The sequence below is a fragment of the Ideonella azotifigens genome (genome assembly GCF_006519715.1).
Taxonomy (GTDB): Bacteria; Pseudomonadota; Gammaproteobacteria; order Burkholderiales; family Burkholderiaceae_C; genus Ideonella; species Ideonella azotifigens.
In genome coordinates, this window is sequence record NZ_VIDT01000025.1 from 1 (window position 1) to 21618 (window position 21618).

The window sequence follows — 21618 nt, forward strand, 5'->3', positions numbered from 1 at the left end:
CGAGCATGCGTGTGCGTGCTTGTCTCATGCCATCCTCCTGTGGTGTCGCCGGGCCGGATGACCCGCAGCGGCGGGCCATGATGCCAGCGCGCCGCGCCAGCGGCGAGCCGCAGATTGGGGGGACACGCGCCACCATGAAAAAGGCGGCCTCGCGGGCCGCCTGGATCAAACGCTTCGGCGCAAGTTCAGCGCATCAGGCTGTAGCTCAGCGGCACGAAGCGGTAGCCCTTGCCTTCGGCGCGCAGGTGGCCCAGGCCGGGAAAGGACAGGTGGGCCGCGCCAACCAGCTCGCCGGTCTTCGCCGCCTCGGCATAGGCCGCCTTGCGCTGCACCGCGGCGGACTTCGAGTCCGAGTCGAACTCGATGGTCACCGAAGGATCGTCGAACTGCACCGCGGCCACGTGCATCAAGTCGCCCCACAGCACCAGGGTCTGGCCATTGCTCTCGATCTTGTAGGTGGTGTGGCCGGGCGTGTGGCCGTAGGCGGCGTGGCCGCTGACGCCGGGCATGAACGTGGTGTCGCCGCTGAAAGGCGCGAACTTGCCGGCCTTCTGGTACGGGCCAATGGCGTTGATCGGGCCCTGGAACGAGCCCTTGTTCTCCGCCGTTGCCTTGTCCAGGTTGGCCTGGCTGAGCCAGAAGTCGGCGTCACGCTGGTCAGCATGCACGGTGGCATTCGGGAAGGTGCGCTCGCCATTGCCGCCCAGCCCGCCAATGTGGTCCGGGTGCATGTGGGTGATGAAGATGTCGTCGACCTGTTCGGGCGAGTAGCCGGCCGCCTTCAGGTTGGCCAGCAGCTTGCCCGTCGTCGGGCCAAACAGCCCGGCCGCACCGGTGTCGACCAGCACCAGCTTGCTGCCGGTGTTGATCAGGTAGGCGTTGATCGAGGTTTCCACCGGCGCCTGCTGGAAGTTGCGCGCCAGGGCCTTGGTGGTCTTGGGCGCGGGTTCATGCAGCAGCTTGTCCACCGGCAGGTTCACCGTGCCGTCGGACAGCGCGGTGATCTCGAAGTCGCCCAGCATGACGCGGTAATAGCCAGGGGCGCTGGTCTTGACCTGTGGCGCTGCCGCGTGCGCGGCCGGCAGCAGCGCGACGCTGCCGGCGGCAGCGACGATGGTGGAGATGGCGGCGCGCAGGATGGCGCGGCCGGCGCGCGCTTGGCGTGCTTGAAATTGCATGTGGGATGCCCCTTGTGAGTTGTGGTTCGCTGAGCTTGCCAGGCCGCAGTGCTTGCCGACACTGGCATCAGGTCGGGGGGCACGCTAGCCCAGATGGGTTGACCCGCTGCGGCGTGGGGATTCAAGCAGCTCGGAATTCCCAAAAGTCAAGGACAAAAAAGGCAGATTCAGGTTGCCGCTTTTTACCGCAATCCAGTGCCAACCCAGGCGCGACAAGGGCTTGGCGCGGCCGTCACCGGCTTATCCACAGGCTTGTCCAACGTCACTGGGGACTGACCCGAGGAACAGGCCGGAAAGCGTGCTCTTTTTTACAGCAATGTGACAGTTCGCCTTGTGCATCAAGCACTTGCGACGGCCGCCAAGCGCTTGTCCACAGGCTTGTTCAGCGAGGATGGGGGTTGTTTTTGTGAAGTAAGGCATAACTTGGCTGGTTCGCCTCGTTATGCCTAAACGCAAAATTCGCCACGTTATGCCTGAACCCAGCCCCGTCGGTTCGCGTAGGGGCTGGCGTTCTTCGCTATCCTTCCTGCTCTGCGACGAAGCGATGCTCGAGAATCTCGGCCGCGACGTCATGCCAACCTGCGGCCTGGGCGTAGCGTCCCATTCGGTCAATGACCTTCCCTGACGCATCGCGACGCTGGGACCCGGGAACCTCCGAAGGCTTCATCTTCCAGGGCCTGAGAGGCCGGTGCCGGGCACGCGCAAGCTGGGCAATGAAAGCTGCGATCCGGAAGCCCCCTTCATCGACATCGCCCCAGTGAAAGATCTGCACGTCGGCGGGAAGTGAGGCCAGCAGGCGGTCGTACATGGCACTCCAACTGGGAGAAGGCATGCCGCCGGTGTAGATCAACAGGTCTTCGGCGTCGCTCGATGCTCGGGCCAGTGCGGAGAACGTCGTGAGGTTCTCGATCGTGATCACCTTGGCCGGTACGGAAGCGAGACTCAGGATCGCCTCGGCCGGGAGCGCGCTGTAGGGCATGTCGAGGACCGCAGTCACGCGTGAGCGCTGGACCACGACCTTGCCGGCGAGTCGTACCGGCTGTGGTTCCTTGTAGAGACCCAGCTCCTGCAGGACCTCGGTGGACTCGCGCGACTCTCCGTCGATGCTGCCGGTCAGCAGCACATCCATTTCCGGCACGAGTTTTTCCAGGCGCTTGCTGTTCCTGAAGATGCGCGCGCTGGCATCTCGTAGTGCGGTCTCAAGGCTTCCAGCACCGACGACCGCACGGCACCACCCGATGGCCTTGCAGGCGTCGGTCCAGTCTGCGTAGTTCTGTGGCCCGCTGCCCCGCACGGTCTTCAGCGAGGCCCATCGCTCGACGACCTCGCCCAGCACAGGGAACTCGGCATGCCAGGCCTGGAGTCGCTCGGCGGCGCCGCCGACCACGGCCGACGCGGTCTCGGTGCCCAGCAGGCCGGCGAGCTTGGAGATGTCGACAAGCTCGACACGCTCGATGAAGCCGTCTCGGTTGCCTGGCGGCCAGTAAAGGTGGATCGCCCCGATGGCCTGCGCATGCTTCAGGGATGCGTCGAACTCCTCCTTCTCGGGCAGGGACCGCAACGCCTGGTACTCTTTCAGATGGCGTGCCGTCAGGCTCGGCATCTTCTTCGCGACACCGGCCACCTTCCGGTCCGCCTGGCGGAGGAGCTGCTTGAGGGCGTCCCTGGCCAGTTCCTTCATGACGCTGCGGCAGGTGCCGGGCCATGGGTGCCCGCTTGGGGCTTGCTTGCGTACATGGTCGCAAGCTCCTCATCGACCAGGTTCGGGTTGAATTCGGGCAGGTCCGAACGGAAGAGGTCCCGGACCTCCTGGCTGATCTGGTGGCCTTCGAGCACGACGATGTTCGAATCCGAGTCGCGCATGATGTCGTAATAGTCGGTGAGGAAGGCCGTGAGGGTGCCCAGAGCCTCGCCGGTGCTGGCCATCAGAACCTGCAGCCGCAGCTCTTCGAAGTAGCGCATGGTGGCAGTGATGTTGCGCGTGTCCATCTTCATGAACGCCTCATCCAGCAGGATGAGGCGCAGGCCGCTGTCGTCTCCGGCCTGCAGCTGGTAGGCCGAAGCGACGGCGGCACCGGCGATGACATACAGCGGCGCGCGGTGTTCCCCGCCCGAACCGGTATGCACTCGCTGGCTCAGCAGGCCAACACGAATCGGCGTCGGATTGCCGGGCGACTCACGAAGCACCTCGATATCGAAGTCGAAGAACTCGCGGTAGTCGTCCAGCGGCGACTTCACGGCGCGCGAGGCTTCCGCCTTGTCCTTCAGGAGCTCGTCGAAGGCCGGTGGCATCTCTCCAGCACCGCCCAGCAGGTCGTCGACCGGCCCATGGACCGCCACGTCCTTGATGAACTTCAGCAGGTTCTCGAAGGCCGGCCGCGTCTCCTTCTTGAACCGGTAGCGCTCGCCATTGGTGAAGGCCGGCGCTGCCGCCAGCGCCGTGTTCATGCGGGTCATGGTGGTCTCCAGCCAGGTGATGTGCTCGTGGAGGTCGAGCGCAACGTTGCTGCGGAAGGTGCTCTTGGCCGCCTCCATCGCCTGGGCCATCTCCTGCTTTCGATCTGCCAGGCCCGTCTCGTTGAGCGCGATTACGTGTCGGCTGATGTATTCGGCGGCGGCGCGCCAATCCTGGGACTGCGCCTGGACATGCTGTTCATTGAATTCGAGCGTGAACGCCCCGAAACCCAGCAGGCCCTTGTTGCGGGCTTCGTTGAAGTTTCTCTGGGCATTCTGCTCACTGCTTGCGGCAGCGTTCTGGATGGCGCCAAAGTCCTCGCCGAACCTCTCCAAGAGGCGATCCCAGTGCACAGATGCGAAATCGCTGTCGTAGCCAGGCAGTGTTCGGGCCGCATCGGCGCGATGGCCCGCCTGCTCCTGTTCTTCGCGACGGCGTTGGGTCGCCTCCTGCTTTTGGTCGTGGAAGGTCTTGGCGCCGCCGACGTGGGTGCTCGCAGCGGCAACCTCCTCGTTGGCAAGGTTCACAGCTGCAAGCGCCGAATCGGCGGCCTCCCTGAGGCGCAGGTACTCGGTGGTGTCGAGCGCGGCGAGACGCTGCTCGAAGTCGGCAAGGCTGGTCTGCTCTGCAGCCAGGCTTGACGCGGAGCGCTGCAGCGCAGCGGCGTTCTCGTTCTCGTCGCCAACGTAAAGGCTCAGCAGCCCCATGTCCGCCTTGAGTTGTTTCTCCTCCTGCTTGCGCGTGGCAAGGTCGCGGGCTAGTTCGTCCAGGCGCTTGGTGACGGCCTCACGCATCTTGCTCATGTCCGGGCCAATCTTCAGCATGATCGGCGAGACCGGCTGGATGCGATCGAGGTCGCCATCGGCGATGCGCATTCCGTCGGTGGTCAGCGCAAAGCTGTGCCGCATGCAATCGTCCACAGTGTCCGCGCGCATGAAGCGAAGGTGTTTGTGGGCAAACGAGATCGCGCGCGGATCCGAGCCGGTCACCAGCTCAGCCACCCAGCCCGGTGTCAACGGTCCCAGGTCGCGGATAGTGCTGGAACGGACGATCTTGACCCCGTAGATCTGCGTGGAACGGTAGAGGTTGAACGCTTCGCGCTCGTCGCGCCGCTCGACGAGCAGTGCCTGGACATTGACGCGGCCCAACTGGGCTTCGATGATGGGTTGCCAGTGTGCGTCGGTCACTTTGAGAAGATCGCAGATCGGCGTGGACTGGATACCCACTTCGGACAGGCGACGCTGCAAGGACGACACGTGCGAGTCCAGCGGCGGCTTGCCGGTAGCGATACGGCGCTGGTTCTCCTCCGCCTCCTTCTGCTCACCCTCCAGCGTCCGGATCTGCGCCGCGACGTCCATCAGCTCCTTGAGCATCTCGTTGCTCAGCACCTTAGCGGCCCGGCAGGCCTGCCTGACCACCACGGTCAGTGCTTCGCCATCCTCGAGACTGCCACGGTCGAGGAATCCCTGGATCAATTGGCGCGCGATGCTGAGCTTCTCGTCACAGTCGGGGACGGCCTTGCCCATGACAGGCGTGCCAAGCGCGCGTTTCAGGCCTTCGAGGGTCGCACGGATCTCGCCCCGCTGCTGGGCCGCGCGGGCGCTGGCTGACGAGATCGACTCGTTGAGGTGGACGCTCTGGCCGTGCGCCTGGTGCTGGTCACGGTGGGTCGCCGCAGATGCTGCCAGCAGCTGAAGCTCGTCGCGCCGCCGAATCGCCGCTGACTTGGCGGTCTCGGCGCTGTCGAGCGCCACCGCCGCCTTGCCTTCATCCTCCTCGGCACGGGTCACCGCGACGTTGGCGAGCTCGTGGCCAGCCTGCAGCGCTACGGCCTTCCAGGTGACGGACTTGCGTTCTTCCGAGGCGGCGCGCTCGAAATGTTCTTCCAGCTTCCGGGCTTCGGCCAGCTTGTGCTCGATGGCCGCCACCTTGGCTGCAAGGTCCTTGAAGCCGCGCAACATGTCCAGGAAGGCCTTGGTCTTCGTCGGCCGGGATTCCAGCACCTGGCGCCGAATGATGTCGTCGACCGAATGGTCGAACTTCATGCGCAAGGCGAACCGGAACGCCTGCCGGAACGCATCCGCTCGCGGCAGGCTGCGCTTGCCGCGCAGCCGGAACAAGATGGCGTTGAGGAACTTGCCAGCGTCCGTGAAGAGGATCTCATCGTCCGGCGCAGCCGAGAGCAGAGGGCGTCGCACCAGTTGCTGGCGGAATGTCGGCCAGTCGCGCGGGTAGGGTTCGCCGTCGACCATCTCCAGGTGATCGTCGAGCGTGAGGTCTAACGGGACGAGGTAGCGCCCCAGGATCTCATGGTCCGGCCGGGTCACGCTAGCAGCGATGCACATGCCCGCGGAAACCATGTCCCGGGTTTCGTCGTCAAGGAAGGTGAGGGTGATGTAGGTCGTGGCCTCGTCGCGGGCGCGGCCGTGGCCGGACTTGTCCAGTTCGCCGAGGCAGTAGCTTCGCAAGGTGCGCGTGTTGCTGTTGCCTTCGTCGGCCTGGGCGTTGTAGACGGCGCCGCTGCCTCGGTTGAAGTTGCCGCCGAACATGACGGTCTGCACGGCGTCGAGCAGGGATGACTTGCCGCTACCGTTGGCCCCAAAGATGCCGGTGATCGTGCCGACCTCGACCTGACGCGCCTCGTAGAGGTAGAAGTTGACGACCTTGACCTGGATCAGCTTAAACATCGAAGTCCTCCCCATCCTCTTCGGTGTCCGCTCCGCCTGTCGCGGCATGCGCCTCTGTCAGCGGATCAGTGCTCTTCGCAGAGGCCCACGCAGCCAGGCGCTCAAGCGCTGCTTCGCCAAGCACCTCGACAATGCCGGGACGAATGAGGATCACATAGGGCTGTTCCACGCTGGCCGCGACGACGGCGCGGTCATCGGTTTCGGAGCGGGCAATGCCCCATCGGCGCATGCTCGTGATCAGCGACAGCAGTCGCGTGCCAGATGGAAGTTCACGGCCACCCGTGGACTGTCGGTACTTGATCCCCAGGGTGACCAGGTCGCATTCCACTTCGCCGTCTTCGTTGTGGTTCGCGATGCGTGATTCCTCGTCATGGATCTTGCGCAGGACCAACGCCAGCAGCGTCTGCTCGACCGTGGCAGGCTGCTTGACGCGCGAGGGGATCGCGCAGACGTAGCGCAGGTTGGTGTTGAAACGCAGAACGATGCCCAGCGGTGCCAGGGCCCGCTTGAACTCGGCGTCGAACTCGCGGACGAGGCCGTATGCCGTGCGGCTCCTGCGGTCGGCCTGGTAAAGCACCTGCTCCGAGATGAGCCGGTAGGCAATCGCCTCGAAATCCTCTTCGCGAACGACGCCCTTGGTCGCTTCCTCTGCCTGGGTCCAGAAACTCACTTCTTACTTTCCTTGGATGTCGCGATATCGAACGCCACATGGCTGATCGCACCCTGCACGTCGTCGATGCCGGTGCGCAAGATCCTGAACTTGTTGACCGTCAGCCGAGCGTTGGCCTTGAGCTGCGCGCTGTTCGAACCCACCGCGGCAGATACTGTGCACAGCGACTGAAAGGCCCTGACGTTCTCGATCGATCCAACGTCGAACTTCGTGCTGGCCATGCGCTCGCGGCCGTCCAGCTGCCGGCGGATCAGCTCGGCCAGGATGGGGGGCGACATGAGGCGACGATTGCGCGCCTTCAGCTGCAGCCGCGCCCGCGCCTCCTGGGTCGGCGACATCACTTGCTTGCGCAGAGCCCTGGGTGGCGCGCGCTCGACCGGCATCTTCGGCAGCATCAGGCGCTCGCCGCACAGGGCCTCTTCGGCAGGGAAGGGAGTGGCGAGAACGTACTCCGCATCGCATTCAGTAACGGCCTTGATGGCGTGGTCGATAAGCTCCTCGAGTGGGCGGGCGGCGCGCAGGCGGTAGTCCAGGAAGGCCATAGCCATGCGGGTCGCGCGGCGCACTTCTTCATCGAGGCGGTCCAGGTACTCGTCGATGTGCGACAGCTCCTCGATCTTGAGGATGTCACGCTGCAGCAGCGCCTTGGCCCGAAGCTCGTCGCCGGGCGCACGCTTGCTGGCGTACCAGGCGAGTACTCGGTTGCGGACGAACTCGTTGGACTGGATGGTCTCGACCATCGCCAGAATCTCTTGCCGACGCGACAACGGGTGATCGCGGGTTCGCAACTCCTTGTAGTCGCCGATGAACATCTTGATGACGAAGTCCTCGAAGAAGCGCCGCACGAACTCACCGGTGGACTGCTGGCCGCTCAACTCCGTCATCAGGTCCCGGACGCTGGTGCCGGCGACCCTGACATGCTCCATCAGCGCCCGGGTCTGCTGGGCGGCCTCCTGCAGCGTGGAGCCGTCCGCGCCTTCCTCGAGCACCAGCTTGATGTTGGCTTCGATGCTTCGCACCTTGCCCGCGACGAAGACTGGGCCAGTATGCGCAAACTCGATCAGTCGCGTCGCGAACTGAGCGACCGCGGGTGCCATGGTGACCATGTCGCGCACGCCGACCTTGTCCACCCGCATCCATCCGCAGTCCTTCAGGCGGTGAAAGATCGCCAGTGCCTGCGCGTTCAGTGGCGTACCCGAGGCAAGCGCACCAAAGCCGTCATCAGCGTCCTCCCAGACCCCCATGTCCTGGAGCTCCTGGGCAATCTCGCGCACGATGTCCGTCATCGTGAAGCCGTTGCTGGGCGGCAGCGGGGCTTCGGGACCGAACCTGCGCGCGTGCAGCGCGCATAGCAAGGTCCAGTACCGCATGCGGTTCGTCGACGCCAACGGCGCGAACAGCCGCTCTGGCAGCACCCGGAACAGCGGTGCGTAACGCTCAGCGACGACTTCCTGTCTGAGTTTCTCGGCTAAGTCGGGAACAACCATTCCTTGCACTCCTCCCTGTTGTCGAGTGCGAGTTGATAGTCAGGAGGCAACTGCCGCTCTACGTCCGTAGCGGCTCGAAGCTCCTGGATGAAGTATGGGACGAGGGGGCCTCGGCACGTCGTGCTGCGCGCGGCCGTCCCGGCGAAGTACTCCCGCCGGACCAGTTGCATCTGTTCCGCTGACAAGGCCGGATGCGCGACGAGGCGCACTTTCACCGAGCGATTCCACTTCGCGTCCTCCGCACTGCGGTGGCTGCTGGCCTCCTCGGTCAGGAGCACATCGCTCATTCGCCCCAGCACGAAGTCCCGGAAATCCCGGCGCTCGAAGCAGTACCCGCGGACGTGCCAGCGGCGACCGGCCCGGATGATCGAGTGGGGCTCGATGACACGTGAGTGGACCGCAGGGCGGCTCATCGACGAGTAGTTGAAGCCGATGCGCACGCCGTCCTTGATCGCCAGGCGCAGTCGCGAAAAGATGTAGGGGGACACCCGCGAGAAGTCCCACGGCAGGATCAGGGCGGAGTCGCCGTCCAGGACGCCGATGTCAGGCTCGGCCCCACCCATCAGTTCAACAGCAGCCGCTTCGCTCTTCTCGATGGCCCGATAGGCGGCGCGGGTCGTCACAAGGCTGCGCAGCCTGCTGTCCCACTCCACCCACTCCGGTCGCGCCTCGCGGAACTCCTTCAGCCACTCCGAAGCGCGGGTGCCACTCAACCCGAACTGCTCCATCAGGCGGGCACGCGACAGGCGGCCTTCCCAGATCAGCAGGCGCGCGACCCGCTCGAGGCGTTCGTCCTGAACGTCTGATCGCCTGTCGCTCACGGCTTCTGCTGGATTGCTGGGGCGTGGCGGCATGTCCTGATTTGTGTACGGTTTTCCGTATCATACGATTTTCCGTTCGTTCTAGCCACGTGTTTTCCATGCGGTGCGCAGGGAGTGCTGAACATGCGACTGGCTGACGAGGCGAGGGGACGCGGGTCGACGACCCGTGTAGATGCCGCCAGCATTCCTGCGTGTGCTGCCCGCCGGTGATGGAGATGTTCGCGCGGGTCTGCATTCGCACGATTGCGCGCGCCACCCTGACACACAATGCCGGGATTGCAGATCCGATTTCCGAATGGGAGCAATAAGTAGTGGGGACGATAAGACGGTTGGTGCTCAAGAATTTCAAGCGCTTCAAGACGCTGGAGCTGGAGTTCGACCCTGAGCTGAACATCCTGGTGGGTGGCAATGAGGCTGGTAAGAGTTCAGTGCTGCAGGCGATGGATATCGTGCTCAGTGCCAGTCGCAGCAAGGTCGAAAGCATCGGGCTCGAAGCCCTGTTCAACGCCGACTGCATTGCCGAGTTCCTGGCCGGCGGCCGCAAGGTCGCAGACCTGCCCGAGCTGCTGATCGAGGTCTATTTCGATGGCTTGCCGGGGCGTCATGACCTGGACGGCCGCAACAACAGCAAGGGCGCCGACCACCTGGGCATCAAGATGGTGTGCCGGCCCGCCGACGAGTACACGCGGGAGATCCAGGCGATCCTGGCCGAGAAGCACGATAACTTCCCGTTCGAGTACTACGGCATTCACTTCCAGACGTTTACCGACGAGGCGGTCTTTCCCCACAGGAGGCCACTGCGGCACCTGCTGATCGACAGCTCGCAGATCAATAACGAGTACGCCACGCGCGAGTACACGCGCGCCATGTACGCCGCGCATGCGAACGTCGCGCAGCGCAACCAGCACGGCTTCGAGTACCGCAAGGCCAAGGCGAACTTCAGGGACGACGCTTTCAAGGCGATGAACGACGCGCTGAAGGACTACAAGTTTGATGTCCGTACCAGTCCCAAGGCAAGTGTCGAGACCGACATCATCCTCACCGAGGACGACATCCCGGTCGACAGCAAAGGCAAGGGCCGCCAGTGTTTCATCAAGACGGAGTTCGCGCTGCGCAATCAGGAACATTCGCTGGACGTGCTGCTGCTAGAGGAGCCAGAGAACCACCTCAGCCACGTCCACATGCGCAAGCTGATCGAGCGCATCAGGGCCTCGGTGAAGAAGCAGCTCTTCGTCGCCACCCACAGCAGCTTCATCGCCACGCGGCTGAACCTGAAGAAGGTGCTGATCCTGAGCGAGGAGAAACCGTCGCAGCCGGCAAGCCTCAAGAATCTTAGCCAAGGCACGGCCGAGTTCTTCATGAAGGCGCCGGACAACAACGTGCTGGAACTGGCGCTGTGCAAGAAAGCCATCCTGTTGGAGGGCGATGCCGAGTTCATCCTGATGGAAGCGCTCTACAAGCTCAGTGCGCCGGGGTACAACCACGACGCCGATGGCGTCCATGTGATCTCGGTCGACGGCACCAGCTTCAAGCGCTATCTGGAGCTGGCGAAGCTGCTAGGCACCAAGGTTGCGGCGATCCGTGACAACGACGGCGACTACGCCGCCAACTGCGTGGCGAACTACGCCGACCATATCTCGGCCTCCATCCAGGTCTTCGCCGACGCGGACAATGCCAGGCATACCTTCGAGGTCTGCATGTGCCGTGACAACCAGGCGGTGTGCGACGAGCTGTTCGCGCCGGGACGCAAGAAGTTGAGTGTCGAGGACTACATGCTGAAGAATAAAACCGACGCAGCATTCCAGCTGCTGGAGAAGAAGGGGGCTTTTCTGGCCGTTCCGGACTACATCCAGCAGGCCGTGGCGTGGATAAGGGCGTAGTTTTCGCGGTCGCCGGCTCGGGCAAGACCACCCACCTGATCGCCTCGCTGGACGAAGCGCGGCGCTTTCTGCTGGTCACCTACACCGATGCCAATCACGACAACCTGCGGGCCAAGGTCATCGAGCGCTTCGGCTACGTGCCGCCCAACATCGCGATTTACACCTACTTCAGCTTCCTGCATAGCTTCTGCTACCGGCCGTTCCTGCGATCTAGGAAGGGCACGCGAGGCATCACCTTCAGCACGCCCGAGCGGTTTCCAAACTACCCCCTGACCGATGACCGGCGCTACATGACGGCGGGCCGCTGGCTCTATGCCAACCGGCTCGCCAAGTTCATCGAGCAGTGCGGCCTGCACGGCGCCGTGGTGGCGCGGATGGAGAAGTACTTCGATGTGTTTCTCGTGGACGAGGTCCAGGATTTCGGAGGGCACGACTTCAACTTCCTGATGGCCATCAGCGCAGCGCGCCTGGACATGACCTTTGTCGGTGATTTCCACCAGCACACGTTCGACACGAGTCGCGACGGCAACGTCAACGCAAGCCTTCACGCCGACTACGGCGCCTACAAGAAGAAGTTCGAGCGTGCTCGGCTGAAAGTCGACACCGAAAGTCTCAAGCGGAGCCGCCGTTGCAGCAAGAGCGTCTGCGACTTCATCACGCAGAAGATCGGCATCGAGATCGAGTCGCATGACGAGCGGGCCAGCGAGGTGCGGTTCGAGGACAATCCAGCCGCAGTGGCCGCTCTCATCGAAGATCCAGCGACGGTCAAGCTGTTCTACAAGGAGCATTACAAGTACCGCTGCTTCTCGCAGAACTGGGGCGCATCGAAGGGCATGGACAGCTACGGCGATGTGTGCGTGGTCCTGAGTCCCGGGAACGTGAAGGCGTGGCAAGCAGGCAGCTTCTGCACAATCAACCCAGAGACGCGCAACAAGCTGTACGTTGCCTGTTCCCGGGCGAGGGGCAAGCTCACCTTCGTCCCCGAGTCTTTGCTGAAGGCCTACAGGCGCACCTGAGGCCGCTGCCGCCACCGGACGTCGCTGAGGCGGGAGCCGTCGTCTCCAGCGCCGTACCCGCCCCCGCGACAGAAAGCCCGTCCGGCCTGCGAGACCGAGTCGGACCGCCCCCAGGTGGGCGCTGACGGCGCGGACCCGGTTATGCCCGACCGGATGCGCGGCCGATAGGCGCGCCTCGCGTTCGGATTCGCCCCAACGTCGGACGCCTGAATGGCGCCGCTACAGAGAGTTTCGTGGTCCGAACCTGATAGTGATGTCTGGCGATTAATCGGCTTGACGTGTCCCTGCCTCCGTAAGCTCACCTGTCACACTGATTCCTAGAGTCTGCGGCGGCGGTGTCAAGTGAGGCTGCAAGCCAAAAGCGTGGCGTCGCTAGGCAGGACTCCAACGAAGCCATGTTCTTCGCCTGTCGGCGCTTTGCAGCGATTGCGACCTTCGGCGGCACCGCTCTGGCCGACCGCTCCCGCTGCACTGCGGGTGTCGCAGCGGACCGGCATTGACTGTCGTGGTGATCTCGCCGGGCGCTACCAATCGTAGTGGTCCAGAACGGGCAGGTACTCGATGCGCTGTTCAAGCAACCGATGCTGTCGTTCGGTCAGCTCGATGCGCGGAGGACGTTCGCAGACCGGTTTGTCCATCGATAGGCGGATGACGTCGAGCGCGCGTCCAGTGAGGGACGCGAGCTGAATGCGTCCGGCGAGCTTGCTCGCATTGCGCAACGTGACCGGTTGGCCTTGCTTGCGCAGCTTCGTTGCCAGCCTGATCGCGGCGAACGTCGCATCGTCGTCTGCCCATTCCGCCCGGTGAAACTGAAAGGCGCGGTATTCCTCTACGAGTTGGGTGTACAGGTCCTCTTGCTCCTGCAGCACCGAAGCGGTGATGTTGAGCTGCCATGCAAGCTGCGCTGGCGACGTGTTTCGCTTCCGGATGGCGTGCCGCATGGCCCTGCGGATGGCGCTCGCTGCTGGCCGCCGCTCTGCGGGCAGTGCCTCGGCCCGCGGATCCATTTCGTGGTCAGCCAAGAGTCCCAGCAGCGACACACCCTCCGCCTGCGCCATTGCGAGCAGCGCGTCCAGGCCAAGAAGCCCGAACCGGGAGTCTTGCCAGTCGAGCGTCGACTTCGTGTCGATGCCCGCGTGCCTTGCCAAGCCGGCAACTCCTCCATGCCGCTTGATCAACTCGTGCACAACGCGGCGCGGTGTCCCTCTGGCCATGACATACGCCCACCGCGGCAGGTAGGCGACCACGATTGCCATTTGCTCGGCCCGCCAGAGCGCCCCTGCGTTGGGCCTTGTGGACTCTCGGCTCATGCACGACAGGCCGATCGCGCCACAGTCCTGGCACAGACCGCTGTGCTGAACGCGCTCAGCAGTTTTGAGCCGTTGGTCAGCTGGCGCGCCGCAGGCCGGCTTGACCAGGGCGACTTTGTGAACAGGGCAGCACGTGACGCAAGACAGGCGCCAAAGCAGGCGACCATGCGGCATCCGCCCTTCGCGTCGATCTTGATCGAAGCACGCCAGGCATACGCGCTGCTCGTTGGTCACCACGTGGGAAATCTCCGCCGAAAAGCTCAAGGAACGGAAGGTGTACGCGTCCAGCCCCTCGATGCCCGTGGCCCAGGTCAGCGCGTTGGCCCACCGCAGGGCGATCGTGGTGGATCCCAGCAGGTCCCGGCCTTCGTCGTCATTCCAATTCAGCCCCCACTTCATCTGGCGAGGTGTGCCGCCTTTCAGAAGCCTCAGCCAGTTTCGCTCCGGCGTGAGGAGTTCGTGGCTGCGTGGGTCGCCGCACAGCACGCGGTGCACCAGGTGGCGAGGTGACCAACGGTGCTCAAAGGCGATGTTGAGCAGGTGGCTGTGGAGGGACTCGGCGTCCGCTGTGCCCTGTTCGTGCGGTGCCAGGCCATGCAGCAGCGTAATGTGACGCCGCTGCTCCGGCGAAACAATGAAGGCGCCATCTCGGAAATCAGACATGGGGCACCGCCACAAGCTTCTGCAGCCACGAGATGCCGTCGGCATCGCGCGCCACGCCGTCGCCGTAGCAAGCGCCGACCAGCTTGACCTCGCCGGCACGGGTCTCCTTCTCGATGACCTCCAACGCCTTGCCGCTCTTCAGGGCCTTCTCGAAGAAGCCGGGTTGGAATTTTTCCTGGGCGTCCGCCATCTGCAGCGCGCAGAAGGTCAGCAGGGTCGACTTCAGCAGGCCGACAGATCCCAGCGTGGCGCGCATCAGCTCGTGGCCGATGGCCATGAAGTCTGGCACCTGCTCGCAGGGCCAGTGGGCTTGCAGCTTGCGAAGGGCCTCGAAGTAGCCCGCCTCGTCCTTGGTAGGGCGCTTTCCGGGCTTGATGGACGTTTTGTAGCGCTGGTAGTGAACGATCTCGCCGCGCCTGGCGACCTGGCCGTACTGTGTGACCAGTTCGGCCAGTTGGTAGGGGCCTAGCAACAACAGCTTGGTGTCGTGCGCGTCGGCCAGGCTCTTGAGCGTGTCCATGACCGAGGCGTAGTCCTGGAAGCGCAGCAGGTGCATGGCCTCGTCCAGGACCAGTACCTTGACCTCCCGGCGCTTGAGCATCAACTCCACCAACTCTCGCAGCTGAGCCAGCCCGGGCCCGCGGCTGCGCGGGCTGTAGAGCTTGCCGTTCTCGACGGTGTAGCCGCGCTTGATGTCGATCTCGACTTCGCCGCCCTCGGTCAGCATCTTCCGGTACAGAGTCTTCCACGACAGGGATTGCTCACCATTGGAGGCGACGTTGACATACACAAAGGGCCGGTGGTGAGACTCGACCTTGCTCTGGATGCGGTTCATCAGCAGCTGCAGCACGCAGTTGGCCAGCGTAGTCTTGCCGATGCCCGTCATCCCGATTACCGAGATGATCTTCACCTCGTTGTCTGGCTGCAGCAGCTCCATCATGTCGGCCGTCACCCTTTCGAGCTCGGGGTGGATGACCTGCAGCAGGTAGAACCAGCGCTGGCGCACTTGCGCCGGCAAGCCCAGCACCGCGGCACGGTCCAGCGCAACCAGTTCCTCGTCCCGTTGGTACAGGGTCAAAGCGGCCTGCTTGACCGCCTGTGTTTTTGTGATCACGGTGGGTGCTCCTATCGGAAGTTCTGCAGGCCAGCGAAGAGATTGCTGCGGCCACTGGCCGCTTGGCCATCGCCGATGGCCTCCAACTCGTTGGCTGTTTCAGGGCTTGCTGCATCGCCACCGCTGGCGTCCTTGGCAGGCACAGGCATCGCCGTGATGACCGCTGTGGCGCCGCCATCGGCCTCCAGTGTTCTGGCATCGTCTGGCGTCGAAGGACGCATCGCCTCCGAGATTCCGAGGTTGTCGTAGAGCGTCTTCATCTCCAGTTGCTGCACATTCAGGCGAGCATCGAAGTGCTCGGGACGCCACCGATTTGCCCGGAAAGCTTGCCGGTCCTCCGTCAGCCTGTCCTGCTGGGCTCGCAGCTTGGACAGGCGCTGTTGCTCCCGGAGCATGATTTCCACTTCGCGCTGCGTGCGCTCCGTCAGCCAGCGACTGTTCACGCCAACGGCGGTGACCCAGCGCTGGTTCAGGTACACGTAGACCACACTGGCATTCCAAGGCTCGATGCGCACTTCGAGGCGATGGCCCTTGCCGAGCTTCTGCATGTCGGGATGCCGGTACCACGGGCCATTGACCCAGACGCCTCGCTGTGGGTCCACCTTGTGGTACGGCCGTTTTGCGTGAGGACTGGTCATCAAGAGGAAGTTTTCATCGAGCTGGACGGCCAGGAAGTCGCGCGCGCCCGTCTCCGCCAGTCGCTGGGCTTCATAGTCGTTGGGCGTGCGGCCGATGGCGGGATGAACCCGGTTGGCGCGGACGTCGAAGAGGTAGTTCTCGATCGCGTAGTAGGCGGCGACAAGCGTCCATTCGGCGCGCCGGAAGGGGTCCACGGCTTTGGTCACCAGCCGCGTGTCCTTGATCATCAGGCGGGTGTTGCCCGTCATTTCCGAAAGAACCTCGGTCTCGGTGGCGCCGAGCAGGCGCTCGATCATCGACCCTCGCTCGCGCGGTTGACCTGGCGTGCGGTAATGGATGTTGACGCCATAGAGGGCGCAGAATTTGATCAGTGTGTCGGAATGGAACTCTTTGCCGTTGTCCACGACGATGGACTTTGGCAGCCGGTTGTGGCGGCGGACGTAGTCGCGCAGCACCATCAGCACGGTTTGAGACGAGGGCGGGTCGTAGCTCAGGATGAGGGCCCGTGACTTGGCGGTGTGGCCGTCCACGCCGATGGTGAGGGTTGGCTTGCCAAGTTTCACGCCTTCTGGCGAGACCGTTGCCAGGTTGGCGATGGTGTGATCGATGAAGCAGACCTCGTGAGGCCGCACGCCGTTGACGGGGAATTCAAACTCGGGCTCCGGTCGAATGGGCCGCGCTTGGTAGGCGGCGCGGCGACCGCGCCGCTCGAGCGTCGAGCCCAGGTCATCTTCCATCCGGCAGAAGGTGGTGTAAGCCACTGGCCGAACGGGCTCGCCGAATTCCAGCGTGTTTGCGCAGAGCTCCTGGTATTTGGCATACGTGCCCATCACCGTTCGGCAGTCCGGGGTGTTGTAGAACTCGCGGTAGGCTTGTTCGATGAGTTCGCCGTTGGCCTCGCTGAAGCGGGGTGTGCGGTTGCCGCGCTGGTTTTGGCGATCGACCAACGCGAGGAGCGCGTCCAGATTTGACGTTGCGCTGGCGATGAGCTTCCGGTAGCGAGAGTGAGATCGCGCAGAAAACTCGGTGGTGTCGTTGGACCGCACCGACCTCAGCCTCGCCGCCGCTCGTTCCAGGGATTCCTTCGAGTGCGAGGCAATCTTGTCGGCTTCGACCTTGGGCCGAAGGCCGTCGGCTTTGAGCAGACCCTGAGCCTGCGCCTTCAGCAGGGTTGACACGTCGAAGCGTTGCGGCGCGGCGCCATCTCGGCAGGCCAGGACGAAGGTTTCGCCAGGGATCAGGACGGTGAACTTGTGCCCGCCGAACTCGAACGTGGAGTCGGCCTTGAGCCAGATCGTGCCGGGCAGTTCAAGCGCCGGCCCGCGCCTGGCCTCCATCAGCAACTGATGCACGGTACGACGGGTCGCGTCGGCGTGGATCACCAGCTCGGCACTGTTCGCAAGCCGATCGGCGCCCCAGTCGATGTGCACCTCGTGAGCGAGGATGGCCCGATAGATGTCATCGGCCTTGAAGCCGCGGCCCAACAGTTCGTGCAGCGCGACGCTGCCTTGCGCTGCGACGGCGTCTTTGAGTGCGGCGCACACCAACGGGTCGAGTGCCGGCGCGTGGACACGGGCGTAGTCTTCAAGGAATCGGGTGTTCTCCACCAACCTCGCCGGCAGGGATGAGTTGGCGATCAGCTTGTAGCCGAAGCCCAATTTGCTGAAGCGCGATTCAGCGGGAAGGAAGCGCCATTCACCAACCTCGGAACGGGCAAACTGGCTGCTGTCGTTGGCCAGCGCGTCGAGCAGGCGCCCTTCGTCGCGCGTCTCCATGACGAAGATGCCGTTCTTGCGCACCACCAGAAAATCGGGCGTGTAGCGGGTTGTGGTTCGGCGCTTCCCATCCTCTCCGAGGATGTCGAGCTGAACGGTCGGAGGCTGGGTGAAAAAAGCGATGACGTCTGGGTCGTTGTCGAGCAGGACCGCCAGCGCGAATTCACCCCGCCGGCTTTCCAGCAGCAGACAGAGGCCCGTCTTGCGGCTCACGAAGCGAGTGATCGCGTTGCCCAGCCGTCCTTGCGCCTGGCGAGCCGGTCCCTGGCTGATGCATTCCTCGACGTATTCGCGGCCCGGGGCCGTAATGCGCTGATCGAACATCACCTTGTCGACCTGGACCTTCAGCTCCGGCCGGAGCGGCGGGGAGAGGGATCGAACGGGGCTCATCGCCAACTCCCCATTTGCAGGTTCGCTGCGCGGCTTGCGCCTGTGGTTGGCGCGAACTTGGAGCATGGCCACGGTGGGGGCTGGCAAATGGGCGCCGCATGGACTTGGGCACAACCCCCAGCGTCGATTGGCCAACCGGCCTGCTTGTCGCGCAACAAAATTCGCGCCCAATGGTGAGCGGCGGGGCCAACTGCGGTGCTCGCCTGTGCCGCCAGCACATCTTTGTATGCGACCGGCACAACTGCAGAATATCGACGCTGTTGTTGGCCTCGGTAGAAAATGGCTTGAGGGTTTGGACGCACGATCACAATGCCGGAAAGTAGAAGGGGCAAGCCGCTAGTGGCCTGCCAATCGACATCGTCAATCGTGTGAAAACATTGAATTTGATGCAGACGTTTGAGTTGAATTATTTCACGGGAAGTCAGCGTGGCATTGCCTGAGGCGCCAGACGACGCTCGTGGGCGGGCGACCACTGGCCGCGCAGAGGATGAACTCGCGGAAGAAGCCAAGCGCATCCTCAGAGCCGAGATGGTCCGGCGTGGGTACAGCTTCCAGCGCCTGGTGCAGGCCATGGAGGCGCAGGCCGACGGCTCGCCGGTGGAGTCGGTCCGGGTGTTGACCAACAAAGTGAACCGAGGCCGGTTCTCGTTTGCGTTCTTCTTGCGCGCGATTGCCGCGATGGGTGTGGAGATGAAATTGGACGCGTCAACCGCTTTTCGCGAGCGCGATCGGTAACTGCTCATGAAGGGGCCTCCTCAGCCTGGCGAAGCCCTCGTGTCAGCACGTGGGTTCTGGCAGGGCGAGTGATGAGATGTCATGGCCACGCGGACTGCGAGCGTGGAGTGGCAGGGCCTGGGCCAGTTGTTCGGCAACGACGACGCTGCTTCGCACTGAGGGGCCCAGGCGCTGCTGAGAAAGAGTGAGAGTCGCTGGATTGGCTAGAGTGACTCTAGCGACCCAGTCGAATCATTGGCAAGCGCAATTTGTGCACATGTGCATCTTGTTGCTCTAGCGCATCAGGGGCAGAATTGGAGTACTCTAGCCATCTCGGATGGTCCGCTTGTACCCAATGCACTTTCGCGCCGACTTAAGAAAACTGGCATCTGAGGAACGCATCTCCGCCAACGCGTCCTGGTTTTCCATCGGGCTTTGGTTGATTTTTGCCTCGCTGGACGAAACATGGCGCGCGTCAGCGCCCAGTTTCACTGCATGGCTGGCGGCACAAGGGCGCCGGCTTGGCTTGGGGGATGCGAGCCTCTGGCGTTACATGACCGCGGTGCGTAGCTTGGACGCCATCCACTTTGACTTGGTCAGGGCAGGCTACCCTTGTCCTGACATCGTCCAGCTGCAGGACAGGGTCAGCCCCGAATCGATCGAATTGGCCTGCAAGATCCGCCGCTTTGGCTCTGCCGAGGAGGTTCTGGGCGTCTTCCGCAAATTGGTTCGCGGTGAAATCTCCCGCTTGGAATTGCGAAAGATCTGGGCGGATTGCCGTGAAAGTCGGTCCGCATCGGGGGCTCGACCCGCGCACGCGTCATTGACGCCTGAAGTCACGCCCGTGCAGCCTGGGGTCGAAGAGGTTGCGCCCAAACACGTGCTTGGTCCCGGCGCCTTCGCTAGCGTGCTGCCAATTCTCCTTGGAGACTCGCGCTGGCCTCGCCTGTGTTGCGAGTTCGACGGTGCTTCCATTACCGTTGAGACCCGCAATGAACGTGTCGAGCTCGCGGACCGCGTCGTCGTTGTTCAGGAGGCATTGGACAGCCCGCTGCAGCTACACGGGTTTTTGGAGCTCGGTGGCGGCCCCTCCGACCATGCCGTCGGGCGCTTGGCGCGAGCCTGCGAGTACTTTGACTTTGTGTGGCTGTTCCGGCCCGAGGCAAGTGGCAGGGAGGCAGAGGCCGAGGCAGCTTCCCGGGTGAGCGTTGGCATGCTCGAAATAGGCGCAGCCCCCCAGAGCTTCAGAGTCATCAGGACAGCAAGCCTCCTTGACGCGCGCCCAGCGCGAAAGTTGGCCTCGATGCAAGCTGTCTTGGCGTCGATCTTGTCGACTGACGCGGTGCGCGAAGCTATCAATACGCGGTTGGTTTGAGTTCATCCCGGCGCCGCCATGTGCTGAGGTGAGTACTCACGGCAACCTGCCGTGGGTTGAGGGCCGCTGCGTGCCCGGCCATCAGTACCGGTGCAGCGTTGAACCAGCGCTTCAATGTCGCAAACCCGCAACCCGATGAGAACGTCCTCAAACTTAAGGAAACTCGCCAAGTGACCCTGCTGTAAAGTGCTTGCAGGCTGAGGTATTCAGCAATCAAACAAAAAAGAGTCTTCGCAGGGAGGAGACTGAGCGATCCACTAGATCGAAGCGATGCTTCGATGACCAAGCATGCGAGCTTCATTTGCGTGGTTGGTCTGTGAGCCGCTTGGTGCAAGCTGCCATGGCTCTGGGAAGAGCCATGAATGAGATTTCCAGAAGTTTGGTCACCTTGTGAATCTACTGAAACGCAAGAGTTCGGCCGCCTTTTCCCCGCCGTACCACCCAGCGAGAGAACCAGGAGCCGGCCGTTCCGCGCGCGAGGCTGGCTGAGCAAGCTCGCCCGGGCCCCGACAGGCAGCGGCAACGGGTTGATGATTCAGTACGACCACTACGCTACTGGCTTGCTCAAGCAAGCCACGCAGCCTGAGGGCGTGAGGGTGCTTAATACCTACGACGACGCACACCGACCCGCCGATGTGGGCCGCTCGGATGGCAACAGCGAGCCCTACGACTTCGACAACGCCGGCAGCCGGCGCACAGAGATCTACTTCAGGTGCACTGAACCGGTACGCGCACCTCGGTGCGTCTCAGGCCTGCAATGAACTGCCCCAACAATCACTCGCGGAGGAACTTGATGACCCCCATGACTCTGGGCTGGCAAGGTAGTCCTTGCGGTATACCCTATTTGATGGTGCGAGCAGTAATTTTTATAGCGTTTTGGGCTGTGGGTATTGCACATGCGATTGCTCCCACTGATTGCCGGTCCGCGAATGGCCCCCGTGCTTGTCTCTATGCCCAGTCGAGTGAGGTTACTGGATTTGTCAGCAAATCAGGCTACAACGTTTACATGTTTTCTGCATACGATGGATTTACCGCTGGCTGGGGCATGACATGGCCATGGTTTCAGGGCGGGGACACGCCAGAGGTTACTATACAAGCATACATTGATGCGGATGCATTGGCCAATCCGGCGGCCTGTAGCGCTCTCATGGTGGATACTCCGGGTACTTTAGCCGGAGGTTGGGGGGGGAATCAAGCGGACACAAGTCAGATGTACTCCTATGATATTCAGCATTTTGGGTTGAAAAGGACGTGTACGAATTCGTTTCCGGTTGATGTGGTTAGATATTGGGTCTGCCCCTGGGCTTCTGGAATGGAAATGAGTTCTGGAATTGGTCAACGGGTTTGCGCATGTCCTGCTGGAAAGATTCTTTGGCAAGGGGTGTGCATTTCAGAACGGGACGTCTGGCACGACAAGCCCGCCTCGTGCCCTGGCAAGAAGGCG

14 protein-coding genes are annotated in these 21618 nt (G+C 63.1%); 5 read left to right on the forward strand and 9 right to left on the reverse strand.

Translation table 11 applies throughout. The features are described from left to right. Positions 1 to 185: 185 nt before the first annotated feature. The 6 genes from FKP22_RS03435 to FKP22_RS03460 all read right to left on the reverse strand — a co-directional run bounded on the left by FKP22_RS03435 (position 186) and on the right by FKP22_RS03460 (position 9298). Positions 186 to 1178, reverse strand: coding sequence for an MBL fold metallo-hydrolase (locus FKP22_RS03435; RefSeq protein WP_141285189.1), 993 nt, complete (start codon positions 1176 to 1178; stop codon positions 186 to 188). A gap of 517 nt (positions 1179 to 1695) precedes the next feature. Then, positions 1696 to 2859 carry a Wadjet anti-phage system protein JetD domain-containing protein gene (locus FKP22_RS03440; RefSeq protein ID WP_141285190.1) on the reverse strand — a complete coding sequence of 388 codons (1164 nt, stop codon included), beginning with the start codon at positions 2857 to 2859 and terminating at the stop codon, positions 1696 to 1698. After that, on the reverse strand, positions 2856 to 6320 hold the full coding sequence (locus FKP22_RS03445) for an SbcC/MukB-like Walker B domain-containing protein (RefSeq protein WP_170200732.1): 3465 nt from the start codon (positions 6318 to 6320) through the stop codon (positions 2856 to 2858). The genes FKP22_RS03440 and FKP22_RS03445 overlap by 4 nt, the downstream gene beginning before the upstream one ends. Then, complete coding sequence (locus FKP22_RS03450; protein WP_141285192.1) at positions 6313 to 6990, reverse strand: DUF4194 domain-containing protein; 678 nt, start codon at positions 6988 to 6990, stop codon at positions 6313 to 6315. Before FKP22_RS03450 ends, FKP22_RS03445 begins: the two co-directional genes overlap by 8 nt. Continuing rightward, entirely contained in the window at positions 6987 to 8477 is a 1491-nt protein-coding gene (locus FKP22_RS03455; RefSeq protein WP_141285193.1) for a Wadjet anti-phage system protein JetA family protein, read from the reverse strand. Before FKP22_RS03455 ends, FKP22_RS03450 begins: the two co-directional genes overlap by 4 nt. Then, a complete protein-coding gene (locus FKP22_RS03460) occupies positions 8459 to 9298 on the reverse strand; it encodes a WYL domain-containing protein (protein ID WP_170200733.1) in 840 nt (279 codons plus the stop codon). Before FKP22_RS03460 ends, FKP22_RS03455 begins: the two co-directional genes overlap by 19 nt. A 332-nt stretch (positions 9299 to 9630) precedes the next feature. Here FKP22_RS03460 and FKP22_RS03465 point away from each other — a divergent pair, with 332 nt between their 5' ends. Continuing rightward, on the forward strand, positions 9631 to 11178 hold the full coding sequence (locus FKP22_RS03465; protein WP_231012818.1) for an ATP-dependent nuclease: 1548 nt from the start codon (positions 9631 to 9633) through the stop codon (positions 11176 to 11178). After that, a complete protein-coding gene (locus FKP22_RS03470; RefSeq protein ID WP_141285199.1) occupies positions 11163 to 12194 on the forward strand; it encodes a DEAD/DEAH box helicase family protein in 1032 nt (343 codons plus the stop codon). Before FKP22_RS03465 ends, FKP22_RS03470 begins: the two co-directional genes overlap by 16 nt. Positions 12195 to 12718: 524 nt before the next feature. Here FKP22_RS03470 and FKP22_RS03475 read toward each other — a convergent pair. The 3 genes from FKP22_RS03475 to FKP22_RS03485 are packed head-to-tail and all read right to left on the reverse strand — an operon-like array spanning position 12719 to position 18151. Beyond that, positions 12719 to 14167: a TniQ family protein gene (locus FKP22_RS03475; protein ID WP_170200734.1), complete on the reverse strand. Its 1449-nt coding sequence runs from the start codon at positions 14165 to 14167 to the stop codon at positions 12719 to 12721. After that, the gene (locus FKP22_RS03480; protein ID WP_141285203.1) at positions 14160 to 15281 is read right to left on the reverse strand and encodes an ATP-binding protein; all 1122 of its coding nucleotides are present in this window, start codon (positions 15279 to 15281) and stop codon (positions 14160 to 14162) included. The genes FKP22_RS03475 and FKP22_RS03480 overlap by 8 nt, the downstream gene beginning before the upstream one ends. Before the next feature lie 11 nt (positions 15282 to 15292). Then, positions 15293 to 18151, reverse strand: coding sequence for a TnsB C-terminal domain-containing protein (locus FKP22_RS03485; RefSeq protein ID WP_231012849.1), 2859 nt, complete (start codon positions 18149 to 18151; stop codon positions 15293 to 15295). A 360-nt stretch (positions 18152 to 18511) separates the two neighbouring features. Between FKP22_RS03485 and FKP22_RS03490 the strand changes: the two genes are divergently transcribed. The 3 genes from FKP22_RS03490 to FKP22_RS03500 all read left to right on the forward strand — a co-directional run bounded on the left by FKP22_RS03490 (position 18512) and on the right by FKP22_RS03500 (position 20935). After that, entirely contained in the window at positions 18512 to 18820 is a 309-nt protein-coding gene (locus tag FKP22_RS03490; protein WP_141285207.1) for a DUF6471 domain-containing protein, read from the forward strand. 334 nt (positions 18821 to 19154) lie between these two features. Then, positions 19155 to 20174 carry a hypothetical protein gene (locus tag FKP22_RS03495; protein ID WP_141285209.1) on the forward strand — a complete coding sequence of 340 codons (1020 nt, stop codon included), beginning with the start codon at positions 19155 to 19157 and terminating at the stop codon, positions 20172 to 20174. Positions 20175 to 20704: 530 nt separating this feature from the next. Then, complete coding sequence (locus FKP22_RS03500) at positions 20705 to 20935, forward strand: hypothetical protein (RefSeq protein WP_141285211.1); 231 nt, start codon at positions 20705 to 20707, stop codon at positions 20933 to 20935. Positions 20936 to 21618: the final 683 nt, after the last annotated feature.

Coding starts and splice junctions, on each gene's coding strand:
- FKP22_RS03485 (WP_231012849.1), bottom strand. CDS start 18,151: ATGCTCCAAGTTCGCGCCAACCACAGGCGCAAGCCGCGCAGCGAACCT.
- FKP22_RS03475 (WP_170200734.1), bottom strand. CDS start 14,167: ATGTCTGATTTCCGAGATGGCGCCTTCATTGTTTCGCCGGAGCAGCGG.
- FKP22_RS03500 (WP_141285211.1), top strand. CDS start 20,705: ATGATTCAGTACGACCACTACGCTACTGGCTTGCTCAAGCAAGCCACG.
- FKP22_RS03440 (WP_141285190.1), bottom strand. CDS start 2,859: ATGAAGGAACTGGCCAGGGACGCCCTCAAGCAGCTCCTCCGCCAGGCG.
- FKP22_RS03455 (WP_141285193.1), bottom strand. CDS start 8,477: ATGGTTGTTCCCGACTTAGCCGAGAAACTCAGACAGGAAGTCGTCGCT.
- FKP22_RS03435 (WP_141285189.1), bottom strand. CDS start 1,178: ATGCAATTTCAAGCACGCCAAGCGCGCGCCGGCCGCGCCATCCTGCGC.
- FKP22_RS03445 (WP_170200732.1), bottom strand. CDS start 6,320: ATGTTTAAGCTGATCCAGGTCAAGGTCGTCAACTTCTACCTCTACGAG.
- FKP22_RS03495 (WP_141285209.1), top strand. CDS start 19,155: ATGCACTTTCGCGCCGACTTAAGAAAACTGGCATCTGAGGAACGCATC.